The sequence below is a fragment of the Microbacterium enclense genome, from assembly GCF_001456955.1.
Lineage (GTDB): Bacteria > Actinomycetota > Actinomycetes > Actinomycetales > Microbacteriaceae > Microbacterium > Microbacterium enclense.
Genome location: NZ_KQ758474.1, coordinates 24,666 through 46,962 on the forward strand (window position 1 = coordinate 24,666; position 22,297 = coordinate 46,962).

At 70.0% G+C, this 22,297-nt stretch carries 21 protein-coding genes; 4 read left to right on the forward strand and 17 right to left on the reverse strand.

Features of this window, described 5'->3' with window-relative positions; all coding sequences use genetic code 11:
• Positions 1 to 117 precede the first annotated feature (117 nt).
• Positions 118 to 741 carry a DUF6518 family protein gene (locus AS029_RS14400; RefSeq protein WP_139168135.1) on the forward strand — a complete coding sequence of 208 codons (624 nt, stop codon included), beginning with the start codon at positions 118 to 120 and terminating at the stop codon, positions 739 to 741.
• 17 nt (positions 742 to 758) lie between these two features.
• On the opposite strand, the gene AS029_RS14405 is transcribed toward AS029_RS14400, so the two are convergent.
• From AS029_RS14405 to AS029_RS14465, 13 genes are all read right to left on the reverse strand, one after another.
• Complete coding sequence (locus AS029_RS14405; protein WP_058233298.1) at positions 759 to 2,024, reverse strand: ABC transporter ATP-binding protein; 1,266 nt, start codon at positions 2,022 to 2,024, stop codon at positions 759 to 761.
• 11 nt (positions 2,025 to 2,035) lie between these two features.
• A complete protein-coding gene (locus tag AS029_RS14410; RefSeq protein WP_058233299.1) occupies positions 2,036 to 2,884 on the reverse strand; it encodes a carbohydrate ABC transporter permease in 849 nt (282 codons plus the stop codon).
• Entirely contained in the window at positions 2,884 to 3,834 is a 951-nt protein-coding gene (locus AS029_RS14415; RefSeq protein ID WP_058233413.1) for a carbohydrate ABC transporter permease, read from the reverse strand. Before AS029_RS14415 ends, AS029_RS14410 begins: the two co-directional genes overlap by 1 nt.
• A gap of 26 nt (positions 3,835 to 3,860) precedes the next feature.
• Entirely contained in the window at positions 3,861 to 5,126 is a 1,266-nt protein-coding gene (locus tag AS029_RS14420; protein WP_058233300.1) for a sugar ABC transporter substrate-binding protein, read from the reverse strand.
• Between the two features lie 540 nt (positions 5,127 to 5,666).
• Entirely contained in the window at positions 5,667 to 7,007 is a 1,341-nt protein-coding gene (locus AS029_RS14425; protein WP_139168136.1) for a beta-propeller fold lactonase family protein, read from the reverse strand.
• A gap of 306 nt (positions 7,008 to 7,313) precedes the next feature.
• Complete coding sequence (locus AS029_RS14430; RefSeq protein WP_058233302.1) at positions 7,314 to 8,525, reverse strand: hypothetical protein; 1,212 nt, start codon at positions 8,523 to 8,525, stop codon at positions 7,314 to 7,316.
• On the reverse strand, positions 8,522 to 8,863 hold the full coding sequence (locus tag AS029_RS14435) for a hypothetical protein (protein WP_139168137.1): 342 nt from the start codon (positions 8,861 to 8,863) through the stop codon (positions 8,522 to 8,524). The genes AS029_RS14430 and AS029_RS14435 overlap by 4 nt, the downstream gene beginning before the upstream one ends.
• The gene (locus AS029_RS14440; protein WP_139168138.1) at positions 8,860 to 9,978 is read right to left on the reverse strand and encodes a hypothetical protein; all 1,119 of its coding nucleotides are present in this window, start codon (positions 9,976 to 9,978) and stop codon (positions 8,860 to 8,862) included. The genes AS029_RS14435 and AS029_RS14440 overlap by 4 nt, the downstream gene beginning before the upstream one ends.
• Complete coding sequence (locus AS029_RS14445; RefSeq protein ID WP_058233305.1) at positions 9,975 to 10,292, reverse strand: DUF6507 family protein; 318 nt, start codon at positions 10,290 to 10,292, stop codon at positions 9,975 to 9,977. Before AS029_RS14445 ends, AS029_RS14440 begins: the two co-directional genes overlap by 4 nt.
• A 47-nt stretch (positions 10,293 to 10,339) precedes the next feature.
• Entirely contained in the window at positions 10,340 to 11,713 is a 1,374-nt protein-coding gene (locus tag AS029_RS14450; RefSeq protein WP_058233306.1) for an FAD-dependent oxidoreductase, read from the reverse strand.
• Between the two features lie 40 nt (positions 11,714 to 11,753).
• Entirely contained in the window at positions 11,754 to 12,815 is a 1,062-nt protein-coding gene (locus AS029_RS14455) for a polyprenyl synthetase family protein (protein WP_058233307.1), read from the reverse strand.
• Positions 12,816 to 12,899: 84 nt separating this feature from the next.
• Complete coding sequence (locus AS029_RS14460; RefSeq protein WP_058233308.1) at positions 12,900 to 13,619, reverse strand: demethylmenaquinone methyltransferase; 720 nt, start codon at positions 13,617 to 13,619, stop codon at positions 12,900 to 12,902.
• Positions 13,620 to 13,704: 85 nt separating this feature from the next.
• Positions 13,705 to 14,265 carry a DUF402 domain-containing protein gene (locus AS029_RS14465; RefSeq protein ID WP_058233309.1) on the reverse strand — a complete coding sequence of 187 codons (561 nt, stop codon included), beginning with the start codon at positions 14,263 to 14,265 and terminating at the stop codon, positions 13,705 to 13,707.
• A gap of 264 nt (positions 14,266 to 14,529) precedes the next feature.
• Between AS029_RS14465 and AS029_RS14470 the strand changes: the two genes are divergently transcribed.
• Entirely contained in the window at positions 14,530 to 15,744 is a 1,215-nt protein-coding gene (locus AS029_RS14470) for an isochorismate synthase (protein ID WP_058233414.1), read from the forward strand.
• A 25-nt stretch (positions 15,745 to 15,769) separates the two neighbouring features.
• Here the strand turns inward: AS029_RS14470 and AS029_RS14475 are convergent, their stop codons facing one another.
• Genes AS029_RS14475 through AS029_RS14485 form a run of 3 tightly spaced genes read right to left on the reverse strand, consistent with a single transcriptional unit; the run spans position 15,770 to position 18,946 of the window.
• Positions 15,770 to 16,627, reverse strand: a complete 858-nt coding sequence (locus tag AS029_RS14475) for a polyphosphate kinase 2 family protein (RefSeq protein ID WP_058233310.1) — start codon at positions 16,625 to 16,627, stop codon at positions 15,770 to 15,772.
• A gap of 54 nt (positions 16,628 to 16,681) precedes the next feature.
• A complete protein-coding gene (menD, locus tag AS029_RS14480) occupies positions 16,682 to 18,493 on the reverse strand; it encodes a 2-succinyl-5-enolpyruvyl-6-hydroxy-3-cyclohexene-1-carboxylic-acid synthase (protein ID WP_058233415.1) in 1,812 nt (603 codons plus the stop codon).
• Positions 18,494 to 18,526: 33 nt separating this feature from the next.
• The gene (locus AS029_RS14485) at positions 18,527 to 18,946 is read right to left on the reverse strand and encodes a PLD nuclease N-terminal domain-containing protein (RefSeq protein ID WP_058233311.1); all 420 of its coding nucleotides are present in this window, start codon (positions 18,944 to 18,946) and stop codon (positions 18,527 to 18,529) included.
• 109 nt (positions 18,947 to 19,055) lie between these two features.
• Between AS029_RS14485 and AS029_RS14490 the strand changes: the two genes are divergently transcribed.
• Both AS029_RS14490 and AS029_RS17025 read left to right on the forward strand, forming a co-directional pair.
• On the forward strand, positions 19,056 to 19,367 hold the full coding sequence (locus AS029_RS14490) for a DUF4229 domain-containing protein (RefSeq protein WP_058233312.1): 312 nt from the start codon (positions 19,056 to 19,058) through the stop codon (positions 19,365 to 19,367).
• 447 nt (positions 19,368 to 19,814) lie between these two features.
• Entirely contained in the window at positions 19,815 to 21,194 is a 1,380-nt protein-coding gene (locus AS029_RS17025) for an RCC1 domain-containing protein (RefSeq protein WP_074615962.1), read from the forward strand.
• A gap of 128 nt (positions 21,195 to 21,322) precedes the next feature.
• On the opposite strand, the gene AS029_RS14505 is transcribed toward AS029_RS17025, so the two are convergent.
• Positions 21,323 to 22,294, reverse strand: coding sequence for a 1,4-dihydroxy-2-naphthoate polyprenyltransferase (locus tag AS029_RS14505; RefSeq protein ID WP_058233315.1), 972 nt, complete (start codon positions 22,292 to 22,294; stop codon positions 21,323 to 21,325).
• Positions 22,295 to 22,297 lie beyond the last annotated feature (3 nt).

Consider the following 22,297-nt stretch of genomic DNA (forward strand, 5'->3'; position numbering starts at 1 on the left):
CGCACCGACGGGACGCGAACAGCGACACGCGTCGGCGCGGGTGTCTCCCTCTCACGGATGACCCACCACCCTCTCGCGACGGACGCGCCGGGAGTCGCCGCCTCCTACGGTGAACGCATGCACCCCCGACACTGGCTCGTGCCCGCCCTGCTCGTCGCGACCGGGTCTCTCCTGCTGGGCGGTCTCACCAGCGTCGGGCAGACGGTCCTGCCCGACGCCCTTGTGTCGTTCGCGAACTCCGCGGGGGGCTGGACGATGCTCGCATTCGGTCTCGTCTGGCTCACGCGCGTGCGCCTGCCGATCGCCGCGGCCCTCGGTGCCGTGTCGTTCGTCCTCCTGATCGAGGGCTATCGGATCGTCTCGGGCTGGCGGGGCTTTCACTACGCCGAACCGTTCCAAGACACCTTCACACTCATCGGGACCCTCGCCGGTCCGGTGGTCGGACTGTCGGCGACGCTGGTACGGTCCGGCCCCACCCGCTGGGGACCGCTGGCAGCCTCACCCGTGGCCGCCGTGCTGGTCGGCGAGGGTGTCTACGGGCTCACCGTCGTCGCGGCGACCACGAGCCCCGTCTACTGGGCTCTGCAGATCGTTCTCGGTGTCGCCTTGATCACCGCCGCCATCGTGGCATCCCGCCCGCGCATTACGCCCGGCGTGCTCGGCTGCCTCGCCACCCTCGCCGGGGCGGCGGCGTTCGTCGGCGGCTACGTCTGGCTGGGCCAGCTCGGCGCGGCCGCCTGAGGAGGTGCGGCTGCCGGTCAGCGCCCGGCCGACGCCTCCCGCGCGGCGCGCTCCTTCGCCCGCTCCAGCGCGCGCTTGCGCGCGGCCCGCGCGTCCTCCTCGAGCTTCTCGGCCTTGGCCTCGTCGCGCGTGAGGTTCACGCCGGTCTCGGGGTCGAACAGGTGCAGCGAATCGGGTGAGAACCACAGACGCGCGGCATCCCCGGCGCGGATCGAGCTCATGGCATCCAGCGCCACGACGAGTTCGGTGCGCAGGCTCTCACCGTCGAGATCGCGATCGAGTTCCGACAGTTTGTCTTTCACCGTGGCATCCGTCTCGTACGGCACGTAGGCGTAGAGCACCTCGCCGAGCCACTCGGTCATCTCGATGTCGAGCTCGGCGGTCACCCCTCCCGTCAGGTCGCGCTCGGTCGAGTCGGCGTCTTCGAACGCGTCGGGGCGCACGCCCACGATCACGAGATCGCGCCCCTCGACGGCCTTGCGGAGCCGGTCGTCGAGCGGCACGTCGGCGATCGGCAGGCGCAGCACGTCACCGTCGACGGTTCCGCTGAGGAAGTTCATCGGCGGCGAGCCGATGAACCCGGCGACGAAGAGGTTCACCGGCTGGTCGTACAGCCCGCGGGGGCTCGCGACCTGCTGAAGCTCGCCGCGGCGCAGCACCGCCACCCGGTCGCCGAGGGTCATGGCCTCGGTCTGGTCGTGCGTGACGTAGACGGTGGTGATGCCGAGGGAGCGCTGCAGCCGCGCGATCTCGGTGCGCATCTGGCCGCGCAGTTTCGCGTCGAGGTTCGACAGCGGCTCGTCGAACAGGAAGGCGCTGGCGTTGCGCACGATCGCCCGCCCCATCGCCACGCGCTGCCGCTGACCACCCGAGAGGTTGGCGGGCTTGCGCTCGAGGTGCTCATCGAGTTCGAGCAGCTTCGACGCCCGGCGCACGCGCTCGTCGATCTCCTTGTCGCTGAGGTCGCTCGACTTCAGTCGCATCGGGAACGCGATGTTCTCGTAGACCGTGAGGTGCGGATACAGCGCGTAGTTCTGGAAGACCATCGCGAGGTTGCGATCCTTGGGCGCCTTGTCGTTGACCACCTCGTCGGCGATCCTGAGCTCGCCGTCCGAGATGTCTTCGAGGCCGACGATCATACGCAGCAGGGTCGACTTTCCGCAGCCGGAGGGCCCGACGAGGATCACGAACTCGCCGTCGGCGATGTCGAGGTCGACGCCCTTGACCGCGGTGAAACCGTCGTCGTAGGTCTTGACGATTCTGTTGAGGGTGATGGATGCCATGACTCTCTCCTCTATCCCTTGACGGCGCCCTGCGTGAGACCGGAGACGATCCGACGCTGGAAGATGACGACGACGATGACGATGGGGATCGTCACCACGATGGCGGCGGCCGAGATGGCGCCGGTGGGTTCTTCGAACTGCGAGGCCCCGGTGAAGAACGACAGGGCCGCGGGCACCGGGCGGGCGGCATCCGTCGAGGTGAGCGAGATGCCGTAGACGAAGTCGTTCCACGCGATGAAGAACGCGATGATCGCGGTCGTGAAGACACCGGGAGCCGCGAGCGGCACGACGGTCTTGCGGAACGCCTCGAAGGGCGTCGCCCCGTCGACCTGCGCCGCTTGCTCCAGCTCCCAGGGGATCTGGCGGAAGAACGCCGCGAGCGTCCAGATCGAGATGGGCAGCGTCAACGACAGGTACGGGATGATCAGGCCGAGCCATGTGTCGTACAGACCGACCACGCGCCAGAGGTTGAACAGCGGAGTGACGATCGACACGATCGGGAAGACCGACACGGCGAGCGCCGTGGTGAGGATGATGCGCTTGCCCGGGAAGTCGAGCCGGGCGATCGCGTACGCGCAGAGGGTCGCGAGCACCACGGCGATGAACGTGGCGATCAGCGAGATGCCGATCGAGTTGCGCAAGGCCGGGAGGAACAGATCCTGCGCGCTGCCGCCCGGCGCGAGGATCGTGGCGTAGTTGTCGAGCGTCCATTCCTGCGGCAGGAGGGTTCCCGAGAACAATCCCGCCGGCGTCTTGAACGACGTCATGAGGATCGAGAACACCGGGAACAGCGACCACACCAGCACGGCCGCGATGATCACGATCCACATGATCCGCTGGGGCCAGGTCATTGCGCGCATCAAGAATTCCTCCCCGCCGACAGATCGACTCTGAATCCCTTGATGAAGATGCCGGCGATGACGAGGACGCTGAGGAACAGCAGCACCGAGATCGCCGAGCCGAGACCGATCTCGAGCCGTCCGATCGAGGTGTTGTACGCCAGCAGCGACAGCGCCTCGGTGTTGTTGGCACCGGCGGTCATGATGAAGATGTTGTCGAAGATGCGGAACGCCTCGAGGGTGCGGAACAGCACGGCGACCATGATCGCGGCCTTCATGTTCGGCAGGATGACGCGGCGCAGCACCTCCCAGCCCGTCGCCCCGTCGACCTTCGCCGCCTCTTCCAGGTCACCCGGCACCTGCGCGAGTCCCGACAGCAGCAGCAGCGAGATGAATGGTGTGGTCTTCCACACCTCGCTGAGGATGATGACGGTGAGCGAGGTGCTCTGCGAGGCGAACCAGTTGAGGTTCTCGTCGAACCCGGGGATCCACGACAGCCAGTTGTTGACGTATCCGCCGGAGTTGATGTCGAAGGCGTAGAAGAACGCGAAGGCCGAGACCACCGTGATGATGCCGTACGGCACGAGGATCGCCGTGCGGGCGAAGCCGCGCAGCTTCTTGATCGCCCGGTGCATCACGAGGGCGAAGCCGAAGCCGATGATGAGCTCGAGCAGCACCGTCACGACGGTGATGAACAGCGTGACGCCCATCGACTGCCAGAACGCCGGGTCGCCGAGGATCACGGCGTAGTTGCGGAACCAGATGAACTCCCGGTCGCCGGGGGCGGTGAGCCGCAGGCTGAACAGCGAGTCCCACAGCGCCTGCACGATCGGGTAGAGCGTGACCAGCAGCATGATCCCGAACGCGGGACCGGCGAGCATCCAGCCGAGGCGGGCCTCGGCGCGGGCGCGGTCGGAACGTCGCTTCTTCGGTTTCGTCTCGGCATCCGGACGTTGCCGGTCGGCACGCAGCTTTCCGGTGGCGGCGATTTCGGCGGTCACAGCAGACGCTCCCCTCTGAGCACCGCGAGGATGAAGTCGGTCGAGGTCTGGGGCGTCGTGTCGGGGCTCACGGCGTTCGGCGGATGCCACGTGCGCTGCAGGCCAATCGAGATCTCGTTGTAGTACGGCGTCTGCGGGCGCGGGGCGCCGAGCTGGAGCGACTCGGCGATGGTGTCGGCCATCGGGAACTTCTCCGTCACCTCGGCGTCGTCGTAGGCCGCGAGATTCGAGGGCGGGTTGCCGTTGGTGACGAAGTACTGCGCCTGGTTCTCGGGGGTCACGATGCAGGCGACCGCCTGCCAGGCCAGGTCGGTGTGTTCGCTGTAGGCGCCGACGCCGAGGTTGATGCCGCCCACGGGCGGGGCCGCCGGGGTCCCGGCATCCACCCGGGGGTAGACCGCCCAGCCGAGGTCGTCGATGACCTCGGGCGCCGCGCCCTGCATGGCCGGGTAGACGAACGGCCAGTTGACCATGAACGAACCGTTGTCGCCCTGGAAGAGGTTCATGCTGGCGTTCTCGTCGGCCGTCGGCAGTCCCGGCCCGCCGAGGTTCGACGAGCCGATGCGCCCGATGATCTCGGCAGCCTTCCTGCCCGCGTCGGAGTCGAGCCCCAACTGCATCTCGTCGGGCTTGGCGTCGGGGTTCTCGAGGATCTTCCCGCCCCCGGATGCCACGAGCGCGTTGATCCACACGGTCATCGACTCCGCGAGAGCGCCCTGCACGCCGAGCTGTTTGTTCTGGTCTTCGGCGGCCTCCATGATCTGGTCCCACGTGACCGGCTGGGTCATGTCGAGTCCGGCAGCCTCGGCGACCGACTTGCGGTACCAGAGCAGCTGCGTGTTGGCCCAGAATGGCACGGTCACGAGTTCGCCATTCCAGCTGGCCGACTGCACCGCTCCCTCGACGATCCCGTCGGTGTTGCGCAGATCGTCGGGCACGGGAGCGAGGAACCCGGGTTCCGCGAGCTCGGGAATGAACGGCGGGTCGAGGCTCATGATGTCGAGCGACCGGTCGCTGGCCGCAAGACGACGGGCGAGCTGCTCGCGCTGAGACGCCGCGTCGCGCGGCAGCAGAGAGGTCTCGATACGGTAGGCCCCGTTCGCGGCCTCGGTGCAGGATGCCGCGATCTCGGCCTGACCGCCGTCGTCGGGGTTGATGTACCAGGTGAGCGTGGGCACACCGTCGCCCGCCGAGCACGCGCCGAGCGTACCGGCCAGGGCGAGGGCCGAGGCTCCGGCCACGATCCGTCTCAGGCTGCGCATTCGGCCCCCTCGCCTCGGTGTGCGGGCGTCGGAGCCCGGCGTCGTGCGTTCCATCCTGCCGAGGCGGGTGGATTCCGGCCACGAGGCTTGCCCCGGCACGAGGCGGGTGGTACTCGCGCGGGGCCTTCGCGTGGATGAGCGGACGACGCTGGCGCTCGGGGTGCTCCTCGCGCGCGGGAGATCAGGCGGCGCTCATAAGCGCGTCGAGGATGACGGTGCGCACGGCGGCGGCTGGTCGAGCTCCCCGCCGCTCCCCCTCGTCGACAGAGGGTCGACGTCACCAGCGTGCGTCATCCGAGGCGATCAGCGGCCTCGAGATCGTCGGTCACGACGGTGCTCCGCGCCGGGCGCCGCGCTGCGCTGCAGGCTCCGTCCGGAACCATCGCGGGGTCAGGAAGAATCCGATGGCGTACGAGAAGACCGAGGGCCCGAAGGGATGGAGTCGAGCCGTGAGGCTCGGCATCATCCCTTCGGGCCGGAAGAGCACCCGCGGCGGATCGTGTCGACAGGGCGGCAGACCGACAACCGGGGTACCCGATGTCAGCCGGTGAAAGAAGCGCTGGCTTTCACCGGGGTCGCAACGGGTGCCGAAGTGGCCGTCGTCGGCGCCGAGGCGGACGGAGAGGGCGTCGTCGTCGCCGCGGCGGTGACAGTGATGGTGATCGTCGAAGTGGTCACGACGCCGACGCTGTTCGTCGCCGACACCGTGAAGGTGTACGTCCCCGCCGCGGTGGGCGTACCGGTGAGCTCACCGGTTGACGACAGCGCGAGCCCGGCGGGCAGTGCGCCCGATGCCACCGCGAACGTCGGCTCGGGGTTGCCCGATGCTTCGAAGGTGTATGCGTAGGCCGAGCCCACGACGCCCGACGGCGGCGTCGCCGCGTCGAAGGCGGGGGCGGTCGCCGCAGCCAGCACCGTCACCGTGGAGGCACCGAAGTTGACGACGTAGACCTCGGTCCCATCGGGTTTCACCGTGACGGCCCAGGGCTGCACGCCGACGGCGACGGTGTCGGTCACCGTACCCGAGGCCGTGGAGATGACGGAAAGAGTGTTGTCGTTCTGGTTCGTCACGTACACGGTGAGGCCGTCAGGGCTCAATGCGATGGCGCCCGGTCCCCCGCCGACGACGATGTTCTTGACGATCGCGCCGGTCGAGGCGGTCACGACGGAGACGCTGCCGCTGGATCTGTTGACGACGTAGAGGGTCGATCCGTCCCGGCTGACCGCGACGGCATTGGGCCGGGAGTCTGCGGGAAGTGGGATGCTCCGCGCGACGGAACCGACGCTGGTCGAGACGACGGCGACCCTGTCGCCGTAGGCGTCCGCGACGTACAGCTCCGCGCCGTCCGGGCTCAGGGCCAAGCCCGGGACGTAGCTTTCGAACGGTATGGTCCGAGTCACTGCGCCCGAGGCGGCCGAGACCTCCGCCACCGCGCTGTTGTTGACGATGACGTACAGAGTCGCACCGTCCGGACTCACGACGATCGACGACGGACCCGCAGTCATCGGGAAAGTCTTCGTCACGGTGCCCGACGCCGTCGAGATCACCGATATCGAGTTGCTGCCGTAGTTCGCGACGTAGACGGTGGAGCCGTCGGGGCTCATGGCCAGGCCCGACGGGTAGTCACCGACGGCGATGGTGCCCGTTGCGGCGTGCGACGCCGTCGAGATGACCGTCACGGTTCCGTGGTTGTAGTTGGCGGTGTACGCCGTCGCACCGTCCGGGCTCGTCACGATGGCCTCGGGGTAACGGCCCACGGGGATGGTCGCGATCACGGTGCCGGGTGCGGCCGTCGGAGCTGCCGTCGCTGCCGCACCGGAACTGACGATGAGGGCACCGCCTATCAGCAGAGCCGCGGCTGCGGAGAGAAATTTGCGCAAGATTCTTCCTCGGGTGATGGACGGGCAACGGAAGGTGCAGGGGTCGAGCCGGTCGAAGAGGACGCTGAGCAATTCGACCGGGATCCCGGATGCCGACCGTACAGGCGGAACGTGCGGCAGCCTTCCCCGAGCCCGAATGAGCGCCGAGTCACGCAGCGGGTGATGAGGGAGACACGGTCGCGATGCGTGCGTGCGAGGGGCCGCCCGGTCGCCAACAGCACGGATGACACGTGGGGAGCGGGACGCGGGTCTCTCAGCGAGCGCGATCCATCCGCGGACGCGGAGACCCGTAAATCACCCGTCGGATCATCCGGCCGGCGAAAGCAGCGCGTCGAGGACGACGGCATGCACGGCCTCGAATACGGCGGCAGCGGGCATCGGCACCAGCTGCTCGCCGTCGGGGACGGAACGTCGCCGCCACCAGCGCCCGTCGTCGAGGGCAATGAGCGGCAGCAGTCCCTGACTGGTACGGATGTCGTACGCGGTCCACCCGCGCTCCCACGCCCCGACAAGGTGGGCACCAGACCCCGGCGGCGGAGGCGTCGCGGCATTCCCGAGCCGGCGTTCGACCGTCCCGGTGGTGAAGACGATGTCGTCCTCATCGGCGTACGCGGGAGCGGGAGCGAGCCCCATCCACGCGGTCACGGCCGCGACCAGTCGCGAGGCCGACGTCGTCCACACCACGACGTGCCCGTCGGCCAGCGGCTCGGTGCCCACCGGGTGCGGTGCCGCCAGCAGCACACTGCCTGCGGCGAACCACGCCGACAGAGAACCCGCGGCCTCCCCGTCTGAACGATCGATCCCCAGCACCGCCGCCGTGGGACGTGCCCAGTGCGCGCAGACATCCTGCCCCTGCGTAGTGAGTCCGCCGAATCGGCCGATGAGACCCGCCTCGACGAGAGCCGCCCCATCGGCACTGCGGAGCGCGGACATCGCCACGCGACCGCTGCGCGTCGCGGTCGCCAGCAGTTCCAGTGCCGAGCGGGGGATCTTCGGACCATCCACCTTCATGTGCTGGCGGCCGCGGAAATCGGGTTCTGGACGCGACGGGGTGGGGGCCGACGCGTCGCCCTCGCTGTCGTGCACGATCGCCACCGTCGCCGCGAGCCGCTTCACGATCGGATCGACGACGGCCCGCTGGGGCGGGGTCCAGGTCGCCGAGAGGTGCACATGGCGGGCGCCCGTCGCCCAGACCCACTTCTCGACCTCGAGCTGGTCGGCCTCCCCCACCGGGTAAGTGAAGATCAGGCGACGCCCTTCCGGGTCGCCCGGCCACACATCGGTGGCCACGACCTGGGCGCCGGGATGCTGCCGCCAGGCCGCCTCGACGGCCACACGCAACGCCTCTTCGACCGGTGCCGCCGACTCCACGCTCGTCAGGACGACGTTCGCACGGAAGTCCCCCTCGACCACCGGGGCGACGAGAACGGCATCCGCTCCCTCGAACTCCTCCGTGGACCACCCTTCCGGAATCGTGAGAGAGAACAGCCCCGCGCGTGTCATGGGCTCGTCGGTCATGACGCCTCCCTGCGGCGCGCACCGCGTTGCGCCGCACGCTCAGCCCGGAACCATCGCGGAGTCAGGAAGGCCGGGAACCAGAAGAGCGACAGCAGCATGGTCGCGATCAGCGCGAGGACGACCACGGCCGCAGCGCGCTCGAGAACGAGTGGTACGGCGTCGCCGAGCATCGTCAGGATGCCGAAGATCACCATGCCGATCCCGACGTAGAGCACCCCGAAACCGATCGCATACGAGAACACGGGACGGGCGAAGGCCCACCGCCGCCAGCGTCCGAGATAGGCCGCCGTCCCCGCGACAGTCAGCGCGACGCCCACCACTACCGCTGCGACGCTCACTCGTCTCCTCCGAACAGTCCCATGGCCCACTCGCCGATTCCCTTGCCGATCTCCCCACCGACGACACCGCCGACGACGCCGCCAACGATTCCGCCGATGAGGGTTCCCGGCCCCGGAAAGATCGACCCGATGGCCGCTCCGGCGGCCGCGCCACCCCATGCGGCTGCCATACCGCCGCCGACGGATGCCGAGCCGACGACCGCCGAGTGGGTCGCCGAACTCTGGATGCGCTGCTCCTCGGTCCACTCGGGGTGCTGCGTGAGCGTTTCGTTGTAGCGGTCGGTGTACGAGCCCCAGTACGTGAGGCCGGCGCCGACCACAGCGAGCGATCGACCACCCCACCGTGCCCACTCGGGCGGGCTGCCCAGCGACGGCTTGCCGGAGAGCACCGCGTGATTGTCGAAACCGGGAGGGCGCGCGGTGAGAGAGGGCAGCGGTTCGGGCGGCACCGAGCCGAGCGGGACGAGGAGTCCACCCGGGGACCGCACGTAGGGGCGTCCCCCGATCACCTCGTCGGGGATGAGCCGGTCCAGCCGTGGGATGTCGGGCAGGACAACACCCTCCACCGGAACCCAGAGTGCGCGGTAGCGCTGCAGCATCTCGCTTGCGAGACCCTGCGCGGCACCGGCGGGGACGCTGGTGGCGATGTCGAGGCCCTCGCCGATCGACCACGAGTAGTAGCGGTGGAACGCGCTCAACGCATCGGCGCACTCACCGTCGGCGGACTCGGCGTCTGCATCGAAGCGCAGGACGCGCGCTTCGAGGTCGGGCAGGGGCGAGGGCGCGTCGGGGTCGACCGGGGCTGCGAGGTAAGCGGTGATGTCCTCCACGAGAGCCGCCCGGCGCGTCGCGAGACCCGCCACGGTCGTGGCGTAGTCCTGCAGCGCACGACCTGCATCTCCGGCCAGCGTCACCAGGTCGTCGCGGATGGGACCGAGCCGGCCGAACGCCGTCAACACCACCTCGTCTTCGGGAGCCGAGTACGATTCGGCCAGTCCCGACCACCCGTGGGTGAGCTCGGTGATCGCGGAGTCGAACCGCACGAGGCACGACGAGATCCCGCTCGCTGCGGCCGAGAGGCTCCCCGCATCCGGGAGCTGAGCCGGCTGCATCATGATCCGTCCCCCGGCATGGCAGCCTGCGTCTGCGCCGCCATCTCGAGATCGCCCGCAACGTACACGTCGATCACGGCATCGGCCGTGTCGGTGACCGCGACGATCCGTCGTCTCACCGAGGCGATGGCCACCAGGAACGGATCGGCGGCGAGGTTCGTCAAGGCTCCGACCGTGCGCGGCGCATGCTGGGCAGCCCGCGCAGCCTCCGCGAACCGATCGGCGACGGCCGACGCCGCCTCGTCGAGCGACGAGGTCTCCGCCCGCGCAGACGAGATGATGCTGCGCGCGGAGCCGGGGTCGATGGACCAGGTCATGAACGTTTTTCCCGGGGAGGATGAAGTGAGACTCTTACGCCCCGTGGTCACTCGCCGCGCGAGATCCGGATCATCTCGTCACGCGGAACGACCTTGATGCGCGCACGCTCGTGCGGGGTGCCGAGGGCGATCTCGTGCTCGTCCAGACGGTGCCATCCGCCGAGATCGGTCCACCGCACGCCGCGCTCTTCGAGCAGCGCCGGGATGGCCTCCTCTTCGGGGTGCGCGGGACGCCACCACTCCCCCTGGTCGTTGATGACATGGCGCACCGTCTCCATGGCATCCGATTTCGTGTGGCCGATGAGGCCGACGGGTCCGCGCTTGATCCACCCGGTGGCGTAGACGCCGGGAACACGCGAGTTGGAGTCGGCCGACAGCACCTGACCCTCGTGGTTCGGGATGACGCCGTGACGGTCGTCGAAGGGCACGTCCTGCAATGGCGAACCGAAGTAGCCGACCGCGCGGTAGATGGCCTGGATCGGCACCTCGCGGATCTCTCCGGTGCCGATGACGCCGCCCTCGGCGTCGGGCCGCGTGCGCTCGTAACGAAGGGCCGCGACCCGACCATCGGCGTCCTTCACGACCTCGATCGGCTTCGCCCAGAAGTGCAGGTGCAGACGGCGCGACGCTTCGCCCCCGGCGTTGTTCGCGCCCGGACGGGTACGCCACTGCTGCAGCACGCGGTCGATGACCTTGACCTGTTTGTTCGTCTCGATCGCGGCCTTCGAGGCCTCGTCGTAATCGAAGTCCTCGTCGTAGACGACCATGTCGACGTCGCGAAGCTCGCCCAGCTCGCGAAGTTCGAGCGGGGTGAATTTCACCTGCGCCGGGCCACGACGGCCGAAGACGTGCACGTCGGTGACCGGCGAGGCCTTCAGCCCCTGGTAGACGTTGTCGGGCACCTCGGTGGGCAGCAGGTCGTCGGCGTGCTTGGCCAGCATGCGCGTGATGTCGAGGGCCACGTTGCCGTTGCCGATGACGGCGACCGACTCGGCCTCGAGCGGCCACTCGCGGGGCACGTCGGGGTGTCCGTCGAACCAGCTGACGAAGTCGGCGGCACCGTAGGAGCCGTGCGCGTCGATGCCGGGGATGTCGAGATCGGCGTCGCGGATCGCGCCGGTCGAGAAGATGACGGCGTTGTAGTGCTGCTTGAGGTCGTCGAGGGTGATGTCCTCGCCGAAGCGCACGTTGCCGAAGAGACGGATGTCGCCGCGGTCGAGCACCTCGCGCAGCGCGGTGACGACGCCCTTGATGCGCGGGTGGTCGGGGGCGACGCCGTAGCGCACCAGGCCGTACGGCGCCGGCAGCTGCTCGAAGAGATCGATCGACACGTCGAACTGACGCTCGGCCTTGAGCAGGATGTCGGCGGCGTAGATGCCGGCGGGGCCGGCTCCGACGATGGCGAGGCGCAGCTTCGTCATGGGGTCCTCTCGATCGTGATCGGGGGGGGTGGGAAGGGGGTCAGGCCGAGCGGTCGGCCACGGCGCGGGCGAAGCGCGTCAACGCCTCGCGCACGGCGCCGTCGGGCAGCGGCGCAAGGGCGTCGATCGCCTCTTGCGACCACTGGTGCGCGAGACCGAGGGTCTCGTGCGTGGTCTCGTGGTCGCGCAGCTCCGCGAGGGCGGCGTCGAGGATCGATGGGTCGGCGCCGTCGGCGATGCGCTCCTGCCCCTCGTCGATGCGGGCACGCAGGTCGGCGGATGCCGCGTCGGAGCGGTGGCCGAGCAGCAGGTACGGCATGGTGGGCACGCCCGCTCGCAGGTCGGTGCCGGGCACCTTCCCGGTCTCGGAGGGATCGGGCGACAGGTCGATGACGTCGTCGAGCAGCTGGAAAGCCACACCGGCCTTCTCGCCGAAGACCACCATGGGCTGCTCGTACTCTTCGGGGGCCCCCGAATAGATGACGCCCGACTGAGCGGCCGCGGCGATGAGCGAACCGGTCTTGTCGGCCAGCACCTTCAGGTAGAAGTCGACGGGCTCGTCACCCTCTTGCGGACCCACGGTCTCGTGCATTTGTCCGAGCACCAGGCGCTCGAAGGTGTCGGCCTGCAGTTGGATCGCGCGCTCGCCGCGACGGGCCATGAGCTGGCTGGCGCGGGCGAAGAGCAGGTCGCCGGTGAGGATGGCGATGTTGTTGCCCCAGACCGTCTGCGCGCTCGGCACGCCACGGCGCTTGTCGGCGCCGTCCATGACGTCGTCGTGGTACAGCGACCCGAGGTGGGTGAGCTCCAGGGCGGTGGCGACCTCGACGACCTCGCGCGTCGTGCCCTGGCCCAGCTGCGCCGTGAGAATCGCCAGCATCGGCCGCACGCGCTTGCCGCCGGCCTCGTAGAGGTAGCGGGCAGTGACGTCGGCGAGCTTGTCGGCGCTGCGGACCTCGCCCTCCAGCTCGGTCTCGACGCGCGCGAGCCCCGCTTCCACGGTGGAGAGAAGGGTGCGCGAACGGAGGCCTGCGAAGATGCGGTCGCTCAGGCCCAGTTTGCCGGACAGGCGGGAGCCGGCCGTGGGCGGTCTCGGGGTCACGCTTTCAGCCTAGCCTGGCGCGCTGACGGGCAGCCGCGGGTATCTCGACGGTTGACAGCGCCCCGCGGTCGGGAGGAGTCGCGGTCACTCCGTAGGACGGATGCCGCGGTGCAGCGCCACGATGCCGAACGAGAGGTTGCGGTAGGCGACGTCGTCCCAGCCCGAGTCGCGCATCCAGCGCGCCAGCGTCGGCTGATCGGGCCAGTCGCGGATCGACTCGTTCAGGTAGTCGTAGGCCTCGGCGTTGCTGCTCACGGTCTTCGCGACGATCGGAAGCACCCGGTCGTTGTAGAAGCGGTACAGGCCGTTGAACGCCGGGGACGGCGGATGCGAGAACTCGCACACGACGATGCGTCCGCCGGGGCGGGTCACGCGGCGCAGCTCGCGGAGCGCGCGCCGGGGGTCGTTGACGTTGCGGAGGCCGAACGACATCGTCACGGCGTCGAACTCGCCGTCGGCGAAGGGGAGGTCGGTGGCATCCGCCTGCACGAACTCGAGATTCGGAACGTCGCCGTGCCGACGGCGACCCTCGGCGATCATGCCGCGCGAGAAGTCGGCGGCCACGACGTGCGCGCCGCTCGGCACGAACGCCATCGACGAGGTGCCGGTGCCGGCGGCGAGGTCGAGGATGCGCTCGCCCCGCTGGGGCGCCACGGCGCGCAGGGTGGCGACGCGCCACAGACGGTCGTTGCCCAGGCTGAGCACCGCGTTGGTGCGGTCGTAGGCGGCCGCGACCTGGTCGAACATGCCGCTGACGCGCTGCGGGTCTTTGCCGAGGTCGGCGCGGTTGGGGTCGCTGCTCACCCGTCGAGTCTAGGCCGGGGCGGCGGGGTGGGCGCCGGGGTGCGAGGGCCGCGCGCACGCCGTCGGCGCCACCGCGGCGAGTCGATCAGGGCCGCACCGCAGACGCGCCCGGTGTCGCCAGGGCCGCGAGCCGTTCGAGCCACGGACCGGTGATGGCGTCCGAGAACGGCGCCTCCCGCGCGCGCACGCGACGCTCGAGGTCGAAGGCCGTGGCATCCAGGTGCTCGACGATGTCGAGGGGATAGCCGTAGCGCACCCGGTGGTCGTCCCACTCGTCGCGGTCGTCGATCCAGGTGCCCCGGCCGTCGGTGCGACGCACCACATCGAGGTCCATGTCGATGCCGCGGGGCACGCCGTCGTCGTGCCATCGCACGTCCCACGCCAGGTCGATGTACACCGCGACGGGGTGCGGCGCGGCGTTATGGGTGAATGCCCAGTCGCCGCTGGCGGGAATGAGGGTGACGTTGGGCTGGCGACACACGAACTCCGCGCCCGGCCGGGCGCTGCGCCAGCCCACCTGCTGGCCGAACCAGTCGCCCCACCCGTCGGAGCCGAGGTAGACGGTGTCCTGCACCCAGTGCGGAGAGCCGTCCCATTTGCGCCACTCGAACAGCAGGCGGGTGCCGGGGGCGGGACGGGGATCCATGCTCCGGAGTCTAAATCGCGCGCCCCGGCCGGGCTCCGCGACCCGCCCCGCGGCCGCCCGGACACAGCGCGGTTCCCCGCTCCAGCAACGCTTCGGCTCCGAACCTCCGGCGTCGTGCCCGCCGCACCCCACCCGCCGGGCGTCGGGCCGACGGGAGGCACCCGCGACCGGCCCTCCGACCGCGGGTCTACGCTGAAAGACGTGACCGAACCCGCGGATGACGTCGTGCCGCGCCTGCGCGTGATCACGCGCGAGTTGCCCCCGATGGACGACGTGCTGGCCTACACCACGCCGTACGATCCGCTCTTCTGGAGCCGGCGGGGAGAGACGCTCGCCGCCTTCGGCGACCTGCTGACGCTGCGCTGGGTCGGCGAACACCCCGGCGATGCCACGATCTCCGAGCGCTGGCGGGCCATCGCCGCCGCGGCCGAGGTCGACGACCCCGTGCAGCTGCCTGGCACCGGTCTCATCGCCTTCGGCTCCTTCGTCTTCGACCCGCGGTCCGAGCGCGAGAACGTCCTACGCGTGCCCGGCATGGTCGTCGGCCGCCACGGCGGTCGGGCGTGGGTGACACGACTCGCCTTCGACGACACCCCCGACGAACCCGAGCCCGAGCTTCCCCCGCGCTCCCCCTTCGGCCCGCACTGGTCGGCGACACTGGGCCCCGGGCGACAGACGGCGGAGAAGTACCAGGATGCCGTCCGCCAGGCCATCGAGGCCATCGGCTCCCGCGAGGTCGCCAAGGTCGTGCTCGCCCGCGACATCGTCGGCACGGTCCCCGCCGGGTCCGACCTGCGCCGGCTGGTGCGGTCGCTGCTCGAGGGCTACCCCGACTGCTGGGTGTTCGCCGTCGACGGCCTGATCGGTGCGAGTCCCGAGACGCTGGTGACGGTGTCGGGCGGCACGGTGACCGCGCGGGTGCTCGCCGGCACCGTCGCACGCGGAGGCGACGCCGACGCCGACGTCGCGGCATCCATCGGTCTGACGCGCAGCCAGAAAGACCAGGACGAGCACCGCTTCGCGGTGCAGAGCGTGCTGACGGCCCTGGGCCCGCACACCTCGTCGCTGGCGGCGGAGGATCAGCCCTTCACCCTCAAGCTCCCCAACGTCTGGCACCTCGCGACCGACGTCGAGGGCGTGCTCAGTGAAGACGCGTCGTCGCTCGACCTGCTGTCGGTGCTGCACCCGACGGCCGCGGTGGCCGGAACCCCCACGCGGGCGGCGATCGACGTCATCCGCCGCCTCGAACCGTTCGACCGCGGGCGCTACGCGGGAGCGGTGGGCTGGACGAGCGCCTCGGGCGACGGCGAATGGGCCATCGCGCTCCGCTGCGCGCAGATCGACCGCGCCGCCCCGTCGTCGCCGACCGCGCCGATCACCGCCTACGCGGGAGCGGGCATCGTCGCCGACAGCGTTCCGGAGTCGGAGCTGCTCGAGACCCGCGTGAAGTTCCGACCGATCGTGGAAGCCCTGGCGTAGACCCGGTGCCGCGGCACGACCCGAATCAGGATGCCGCGAGGCGTCGCTTCTCCTCGTCGACGTCGTAATCGGCCGCGGGCCACTGCGGGTCGATGTCGGCGAGAGCGTCGATGAGCAGTTGCTGCACCGCGAGCCGGGCGTACCACTTGCGGTCGGCGGGAACGACGTGCCACGGCGCGATCGGCGTCGACGTGCGCTCGATCGCGACCTGGTACGCCTCCATGTAGTCGTCCCACAGCTGGCGCTCGTCGACGTCGCCGGGGTTGTACTTCCAGTGCTTGTCGGGGCGATCGAGCCGCTCGGCGAGGCGGGCGCGCTGCTCGTCCTTCGAGATGTGCAGCATGACCTTGACGACCCGAATGCCCATTTCGGCGGCCTGCGCCTCGAACGCGACGATCGCGCCGTAGCGTCGCTCGATCTCGGCCGCCGGGGCGAGCGAGCGGACGCGGCCGATGAGCACGTCTTCGTAGTGCGAGCGGTCGAAGACCCCGAGGCGCCCGGCATCCGGCAACCGCTTCTCGATGCGCCAGAGGAAGTCGTGCGAGAGCTCCTCGGCGGTCGGCTTCTTGAACGAGGCCAGCTCGACGCCCTGGGGGTCGACGGCGCCGACCACGTGGCGCACGATCCCGCCCTTGCCGGCCGTGTCCATCGCCTGCAGCACCAGCAGCACCGAACCCGTCGCGGTGCCCGCGACGCTCTGGGCGAAGAGGCGCTCCTGCAGATCCTCCAGGGGCCGGCGCCCGGTATCGAGGTCGGCCTTGCCCGCGTCCTTGTCTCCGTCGTACCCGGGAGTCGATCGCGGATCGATGTCGGCGAGGCGGAAACCCGTCTCGACGCGCAGGGCGTCGGCGGCGGACGTGGACCAGCGGCTGCTCGTGCTCATCCCGGCATGATGCCGCGGGATCCGGATTCGTCGAAAGCCGTTGACGCGTGCGACTCAGCGAGGAAGGGGGACCTCGATGAGCTGACGTCCGCCGGTGGGCGCGGTGAGCACCTGGTCGAGAGCGACGCGCGTGGTGCAGCGGTGGTACTCCCAGCCGAAGGCGAGGGCGAGCTGCTCGAGGCGCGCGGTGTGGGGGGTGTACTGCACCCGCGCCATCGCATCGGCGCCGGCGACACCAGCGACTTCGAGCCCGTCGAAGATCGTGCCGCCGCCGTCGTTGCCGACGACGACCTGCAGCCGCGGCTCGATCTCACCGGGGGGCAGCAGCAGCGCGCCCATGTCGTGCAGGAACGCCAGGTCGCCCAGCAGCAGCCGCGTGACGCCCGGGCGCTCGTCGACCTGACTGGCCAGCGCGATCCCCGTCGCCGTGGCGATCGTGCCGTCGATGCCGGCGAGACCGCGGTTGGAATGCACCGCGACCTTCTTGCCGCCGAGCACCTCGTCGGCCACGCGCACGAGGCGCGACGAGCCGAAGACGAGGCGATCGTGGGGCCAGGTGGCGCGCCAGAGCGCGTCGGCGAGGGCGGCGCGATCGAGCGGCGTGCGCATCACCTCCACCTCGGCGTTGATGGCTCCCAGCCGCTCGTGCGGAACGGCGGATGCGAGGCCGTCGGCGTCGGGGGCGGGCGGCGACAGGTCGACGGCCGCGGCGCGCGACGCGCGCATCCACTCCCCCAGCCACCCGCGATCCGCATGGCCCGAGACTCGGACGGCGTCGACGGCGAGCGTCGCACCGTTGAGGTTGATCGGCTCGCCGGGCCCGCGCACGGCGATCACCTCGACGTCGTCGCGGCTGAGCAGCAGGGCGACCTCGCGACTGAGCGTGGGGCGGCCGAAGACGACGACGCGTTCGATGCGCCCGCCGAGGGTCGGTTCGCGCAGCAGCGCACGGTAGCCGTGGACGATCTGGCGGCCGAAGCGCGCGCCGCTGACGATCTCGGCGACCAGGGGGAAACCGCCCTCGTGCGCGAACTGCTCGGCGACGGCTCCGGCGTCCGCTCCCGCCACGACGATCGTGGGCGGGCCGGTCTCGATGCGGTGCGCGGCCTCGGTCTCGGGAGCGACGTCGGCGACGCCGATGCCTCCGCCTCCCTGGTAGAGGGCACCCGAGACGTCGTCCGTGGCGTCGCTGGGCACCTCCACCGCGCGGGATGCCGCCCGCTCGGCGAGCCATGTCGGCACAGCGCCGGCGAGGGGTTCGCGGAACGGGACGTTGAGGTGGACGGGGCCTGCTGCGCGCATCCCCTCGCCGAGCGAGGCGGCCAGCGCCTCGGCCGCCAGGGCGTCGAGAGCGGTGGTCTGCTCACCGGCGCCGTCGGCATCGAGCGCCTCGGGAACGGCCAGGTCGGCCTCGAACCGCACGGCCGGACGGAACAGCCCCGGCTGGCGGGTGGTCTGGTTCGCGCCGACGCCACGGAGCTCGGCGGGGCGGTCGGCGGTGACGAGCAGCAGGGGAACGCCCGCGTGATGCGCCTCGAGTGCCGCCGGAAGCAGGTTGGCGACGGCGGTGCCGGAGGTGCAGACGACGACCGCCGGCATCCCCGTCTCGCGGCCGAGGCCCAGCGCGGTGAACCCCGCGACCCGTTCGTCGATGCGCACGTGCAGGTGGATGAGGCCCGCGCGCTCCAGCTCGGCCGCGACCAGCGCGAGGGCCTGCGATCGCGAACCGGGGCTCACGACGATGTGCCGCACGCCGCGCGAGACGAGACCGGCGAGCAGAGCGGCCGCGGCGTCGGTCGCGGGGGCGGCAGCGCGCTCCTGGGCGTCGGTCGTGGAGGTCGGGGTCGCCGATGCGGTCGCGGGCACGCCGGGCTGACCGTTCTGCGGGGTCACGGCGGCTCAGCCGACGGCGCCGCGCTGACCGCGGGTGTCGTCGTCGCCCTTGCCGGAGGGGTCGTCAGGGTCGCTCGGCTTCTTCGGCGGCTGCGGGTCGTCGGCCTCGGAGTCGAGCTGCGCGAGCTCCTCCTCGAGACGACGGATCCGCTCGTCCTGCTCGGCGCGCGCCGACGCCGTCATGCGTCCGAGGAACTCGGGGTCGTCGTCAGGGGCCCGACGCACCACGGGCTTGCCCGCCGCGCGGCCTCGGCCGATGACGAACCACAGCACTCCACCGAGCACCGGCAACAGGATGACGATGGCCATCCACGCGCCCTTGCTCACCCCGCGGTGTCGAGAGGGAGGCTGCACGGCGCAGTCCACGATCGTGTAGACCCAGAAGACGGTCGCCACGAGCGCCAGGATGAGAAGCAACCGTGCCATGGACCGATTCTACGTGCGTCGGCTGGGCGACGGCCCGGAGACGGCGTCCGGTCTCCCACCGTCGAAGCACCCGCGGCAGAGGCACAGAGCGCGGTCGTAGACTGGCGGAATGCGCGCTCGTTCGGCCCTCGTCTACACGGTGCTGCGACTCCTCGCGTTCCTCGTGCCGCTCGGCATCCTGCTGCTGTTCCCGGTGTTCCAGGAGCTGCCGTGGCTCGCCGCGATCTTCGCGGCGCTGATCGGGTTCAGCCTGTCGCTGCTGTTCCTGCGTCGCCCCCTCGAGAACGTCACGGGCGGCCTCGCCGCGCGCCGCGCCGAACGCGGCACCACCGGCCGTCGCACGGGCGCCGAGGCCGACGCGGATGCCGAAGACGCGGCGCTCGACGCACCGCAGCGCCCGGCTGACCACGACGCGCGCTGATCTACCTCTGCGGTCCGGCTCGACGTGCGCCTCGCGGCGCGTGGGCTCGACGCGCCTCGGGCAGCTCGCGCACGAAGCAGCCGGGTACCCGTACTCGCGTGGTGAAAGTCGACGATTTGTAGGGTGAGCCTTCGGGCGATGTGTGACGGTGCGGCGTTAGATGGCTGCCTCCGCGCGCCGCCGTCCGCGCGACCCGGAGCCTTCTCACCCGTCGGGAGGCTGAGCTCTCTCAGGGCGCGGTGCCCTCTATCCGGTCTTTCCTATGCAGTGCGTCCTCCTTCGATTTCTTGCAGGCGAGTGCGCACCCGGACACCCTTCCTGCAGGACGGACACGACATGAACGACCGAGTGAGGAGCGCGCTCCCCGAGACAACTCCAGGCGGCCCGAGCGATGTGCAACGCCGCTTCGTCTTGACCACTGCCGCCTGGGCCGTGCCAGCCGTAGCGATGACGGTGGCCACGCCCGCATTCGCGGATTCCAACAACCGCGTGGCGAGCTTGTCCTCGCTGGACGATCAACTGCCGGCCGCCGGCGGTGCGCCCGTGAGCGCGATCGTGGTCGACAGCGATGGATCCCCGGTCGCCGGGCAAGCCGTCACATTCGCAGGCCCGGCCAGCGCCACTTTCTCACCACCCACCGCCACGTCGGATTCGGCCGGAGTAGCGACGACCACCGTGAATCTGAACGACACGTGGGCGGCGCCGGGCTCGACGGCGACGATCACCGCGATGGCGGGCAGCAGCAACATTTCCAAAGGGTTCATCGTTCTCGGAGCGAACGTGCTTGTGGCCGGGCAGGGGTACTCCTCCACTCTGTCGCAGGCGGAGCTCGCGTTTCCCTCACCTGTCACCCAGATCAGCGGGAGTTCCTGGAACAACGTTTCATTCTTCGTCGCTCTTCTCGCTGACGGCACCGTATGGACAAAGGGATCGAACAGCTCCGGCCAGCTCGGCGATGGCACGACGACGGATCGGGCCACCTGGGCGAAGGTCAACGGGCTTTCGACTGTGACGCAGATCGCACTCGGCCGAGAATCTGTTATGGCCCTACGGAGCAACGGCACGGTCATGAGATGGGGATTCGAGCCTTACGACACGGTGAGTTCTCCCAAGCAACAGCCGGGTCTGGCGAACGTCACGCAGATCGCACGCGGTCGCCGCACCGGATACGCCTTGCTGTCCGACGGGTCTGTGAAGGCGTGGGGAGCTAATGATTTCCACGCCGCCGGCACAGGCGGGACGGCGTGGCCCGGCCTGACACCCAAACAGGTCGTCGGTCTCAGTTCCGGGGTCGCGCAGATCGCCGCCGGAACGGTGTCCGGCTATGCGCGGATGACTGATGGCACCGGGCGCGCGTGGGGGTTCAACGACTACGGTCAGCTCGGCGACGGCACGACCACCGAACGAGCGACATCATCACCGGTACAGAGCCTGACGGGAATCGCTACTCAGATAACCGCGGAATCGGGCAACATGATCGTGCTGCGCTCCGACGGTTCCGTCCTGAGCTGCGGTTTCAACGACCATGATGGCGAACTCGGAAATGGCGCGAGCTCTCCCACGCAGAATCCGAACCTCGCCCCGGTGAGCGGTCTTGGCTCGGGCGTATCGGCCGTCGCGGCGACGATCGGGTCAGGATACGCTCTCATGGCTGACGGTTCGGTCAATGCCTGGGGCTTCAACGGAGCAGGGCAACTCGGCGACGGCACGACGACATCCCGTCTGGCACCCGCACCCATCAACATCCCCGACGGCCGAATAGTGACTCGACTCGGCGAGAGCTGTCCGCTCAGTTACACCACGTTCCTGATCACCAGCACCTCCTGAGGTCTGCGGCAAGAGAACGACCGCTTCTTTTCGAGAAGGTCGCGCGATGGGGAGAAACGGACGGCGAGCTTGCTTCGCCGTCCGTTCTCATCGCGCGGTCGGCGCGCGAGCGCACGTGCACCGCACGGTCAGCCGGCGAGCGCCCAGAACAGCAGCGCGCCGTAGGCGACCGACGTGAGGCTCGTCACCTGCAGCGCCGTGATGAGCTCGCGCGGGGTGCGAGCCGTCCACACGATGAGGATCGCCGAGAGACCGCCGAGCAGCGCCAGCAGGGTGAGCCAGGCGATCGGGTAGACCATGGCGAGGAAGACCGCGATCGCGAACGGCACGAGCACGAAGAGGGTGAAGAGCACCTTCGTCGCCGGGCGGCCGATCAGCACCGACAGCGTGCGCTTGCCGGCGAGGCGGTCCTGGTCGATGTCGCGCAGGTTGTTGGCGAGCAGCACCGCGCACGCGAGCAGGCCCGCGGCGACCGCGCCGAACCACGCCTCCTGCGGCAGCGACTGCACCTGCAGCCAGGTCGTGCCGAGGGTGGCGACGAGCCCGAAGAAGACGAAGACGAACAGCTCACCCATGGCGTTGTAGCCGTACGGGCGCTTGCCGCCGGTGTAGAACCAGGCGGCGACGATGCAGACGGCGCCCACCAGAAGGAGCCACCACTGCCCCGTGCGGACGACGAGGGCGAGACCGATGACCGCCGCGAGCGCGAAGAACGCCAACGCGACGACGAGCACCGTGCGCGGCTTCGCCTTCTTGCCACCGGTCAGGCGTCCGGGCCCCACCCGCACGTCGTCGGTGCCGCGGATGCCGTCGGAGTAGTCGTTGGCGTAGTTGACGCCGATCTGCAGGGCGAACGCCACGGCGAGACACGCGAGCGCGATCACCCAGTGGAGCTGGTCGTCGACGAGTGTCGCCGCGCCCGTGCCGATGAGCACCGGAGTGATCGCGAGGGGCAGAGTCCGCAGGCGCGCCGCGGCGATCCAGTCGCGCGCGGTCGCCGGGGAGACGGCCTGCGGCGCACCGCCCTTCGGCTTCTGCGGGTTGCCGCCGGGGCGACGCTTCTTGGTCGGGGTCGAACGCTTACGAGAGGGTGCTGCCACGGA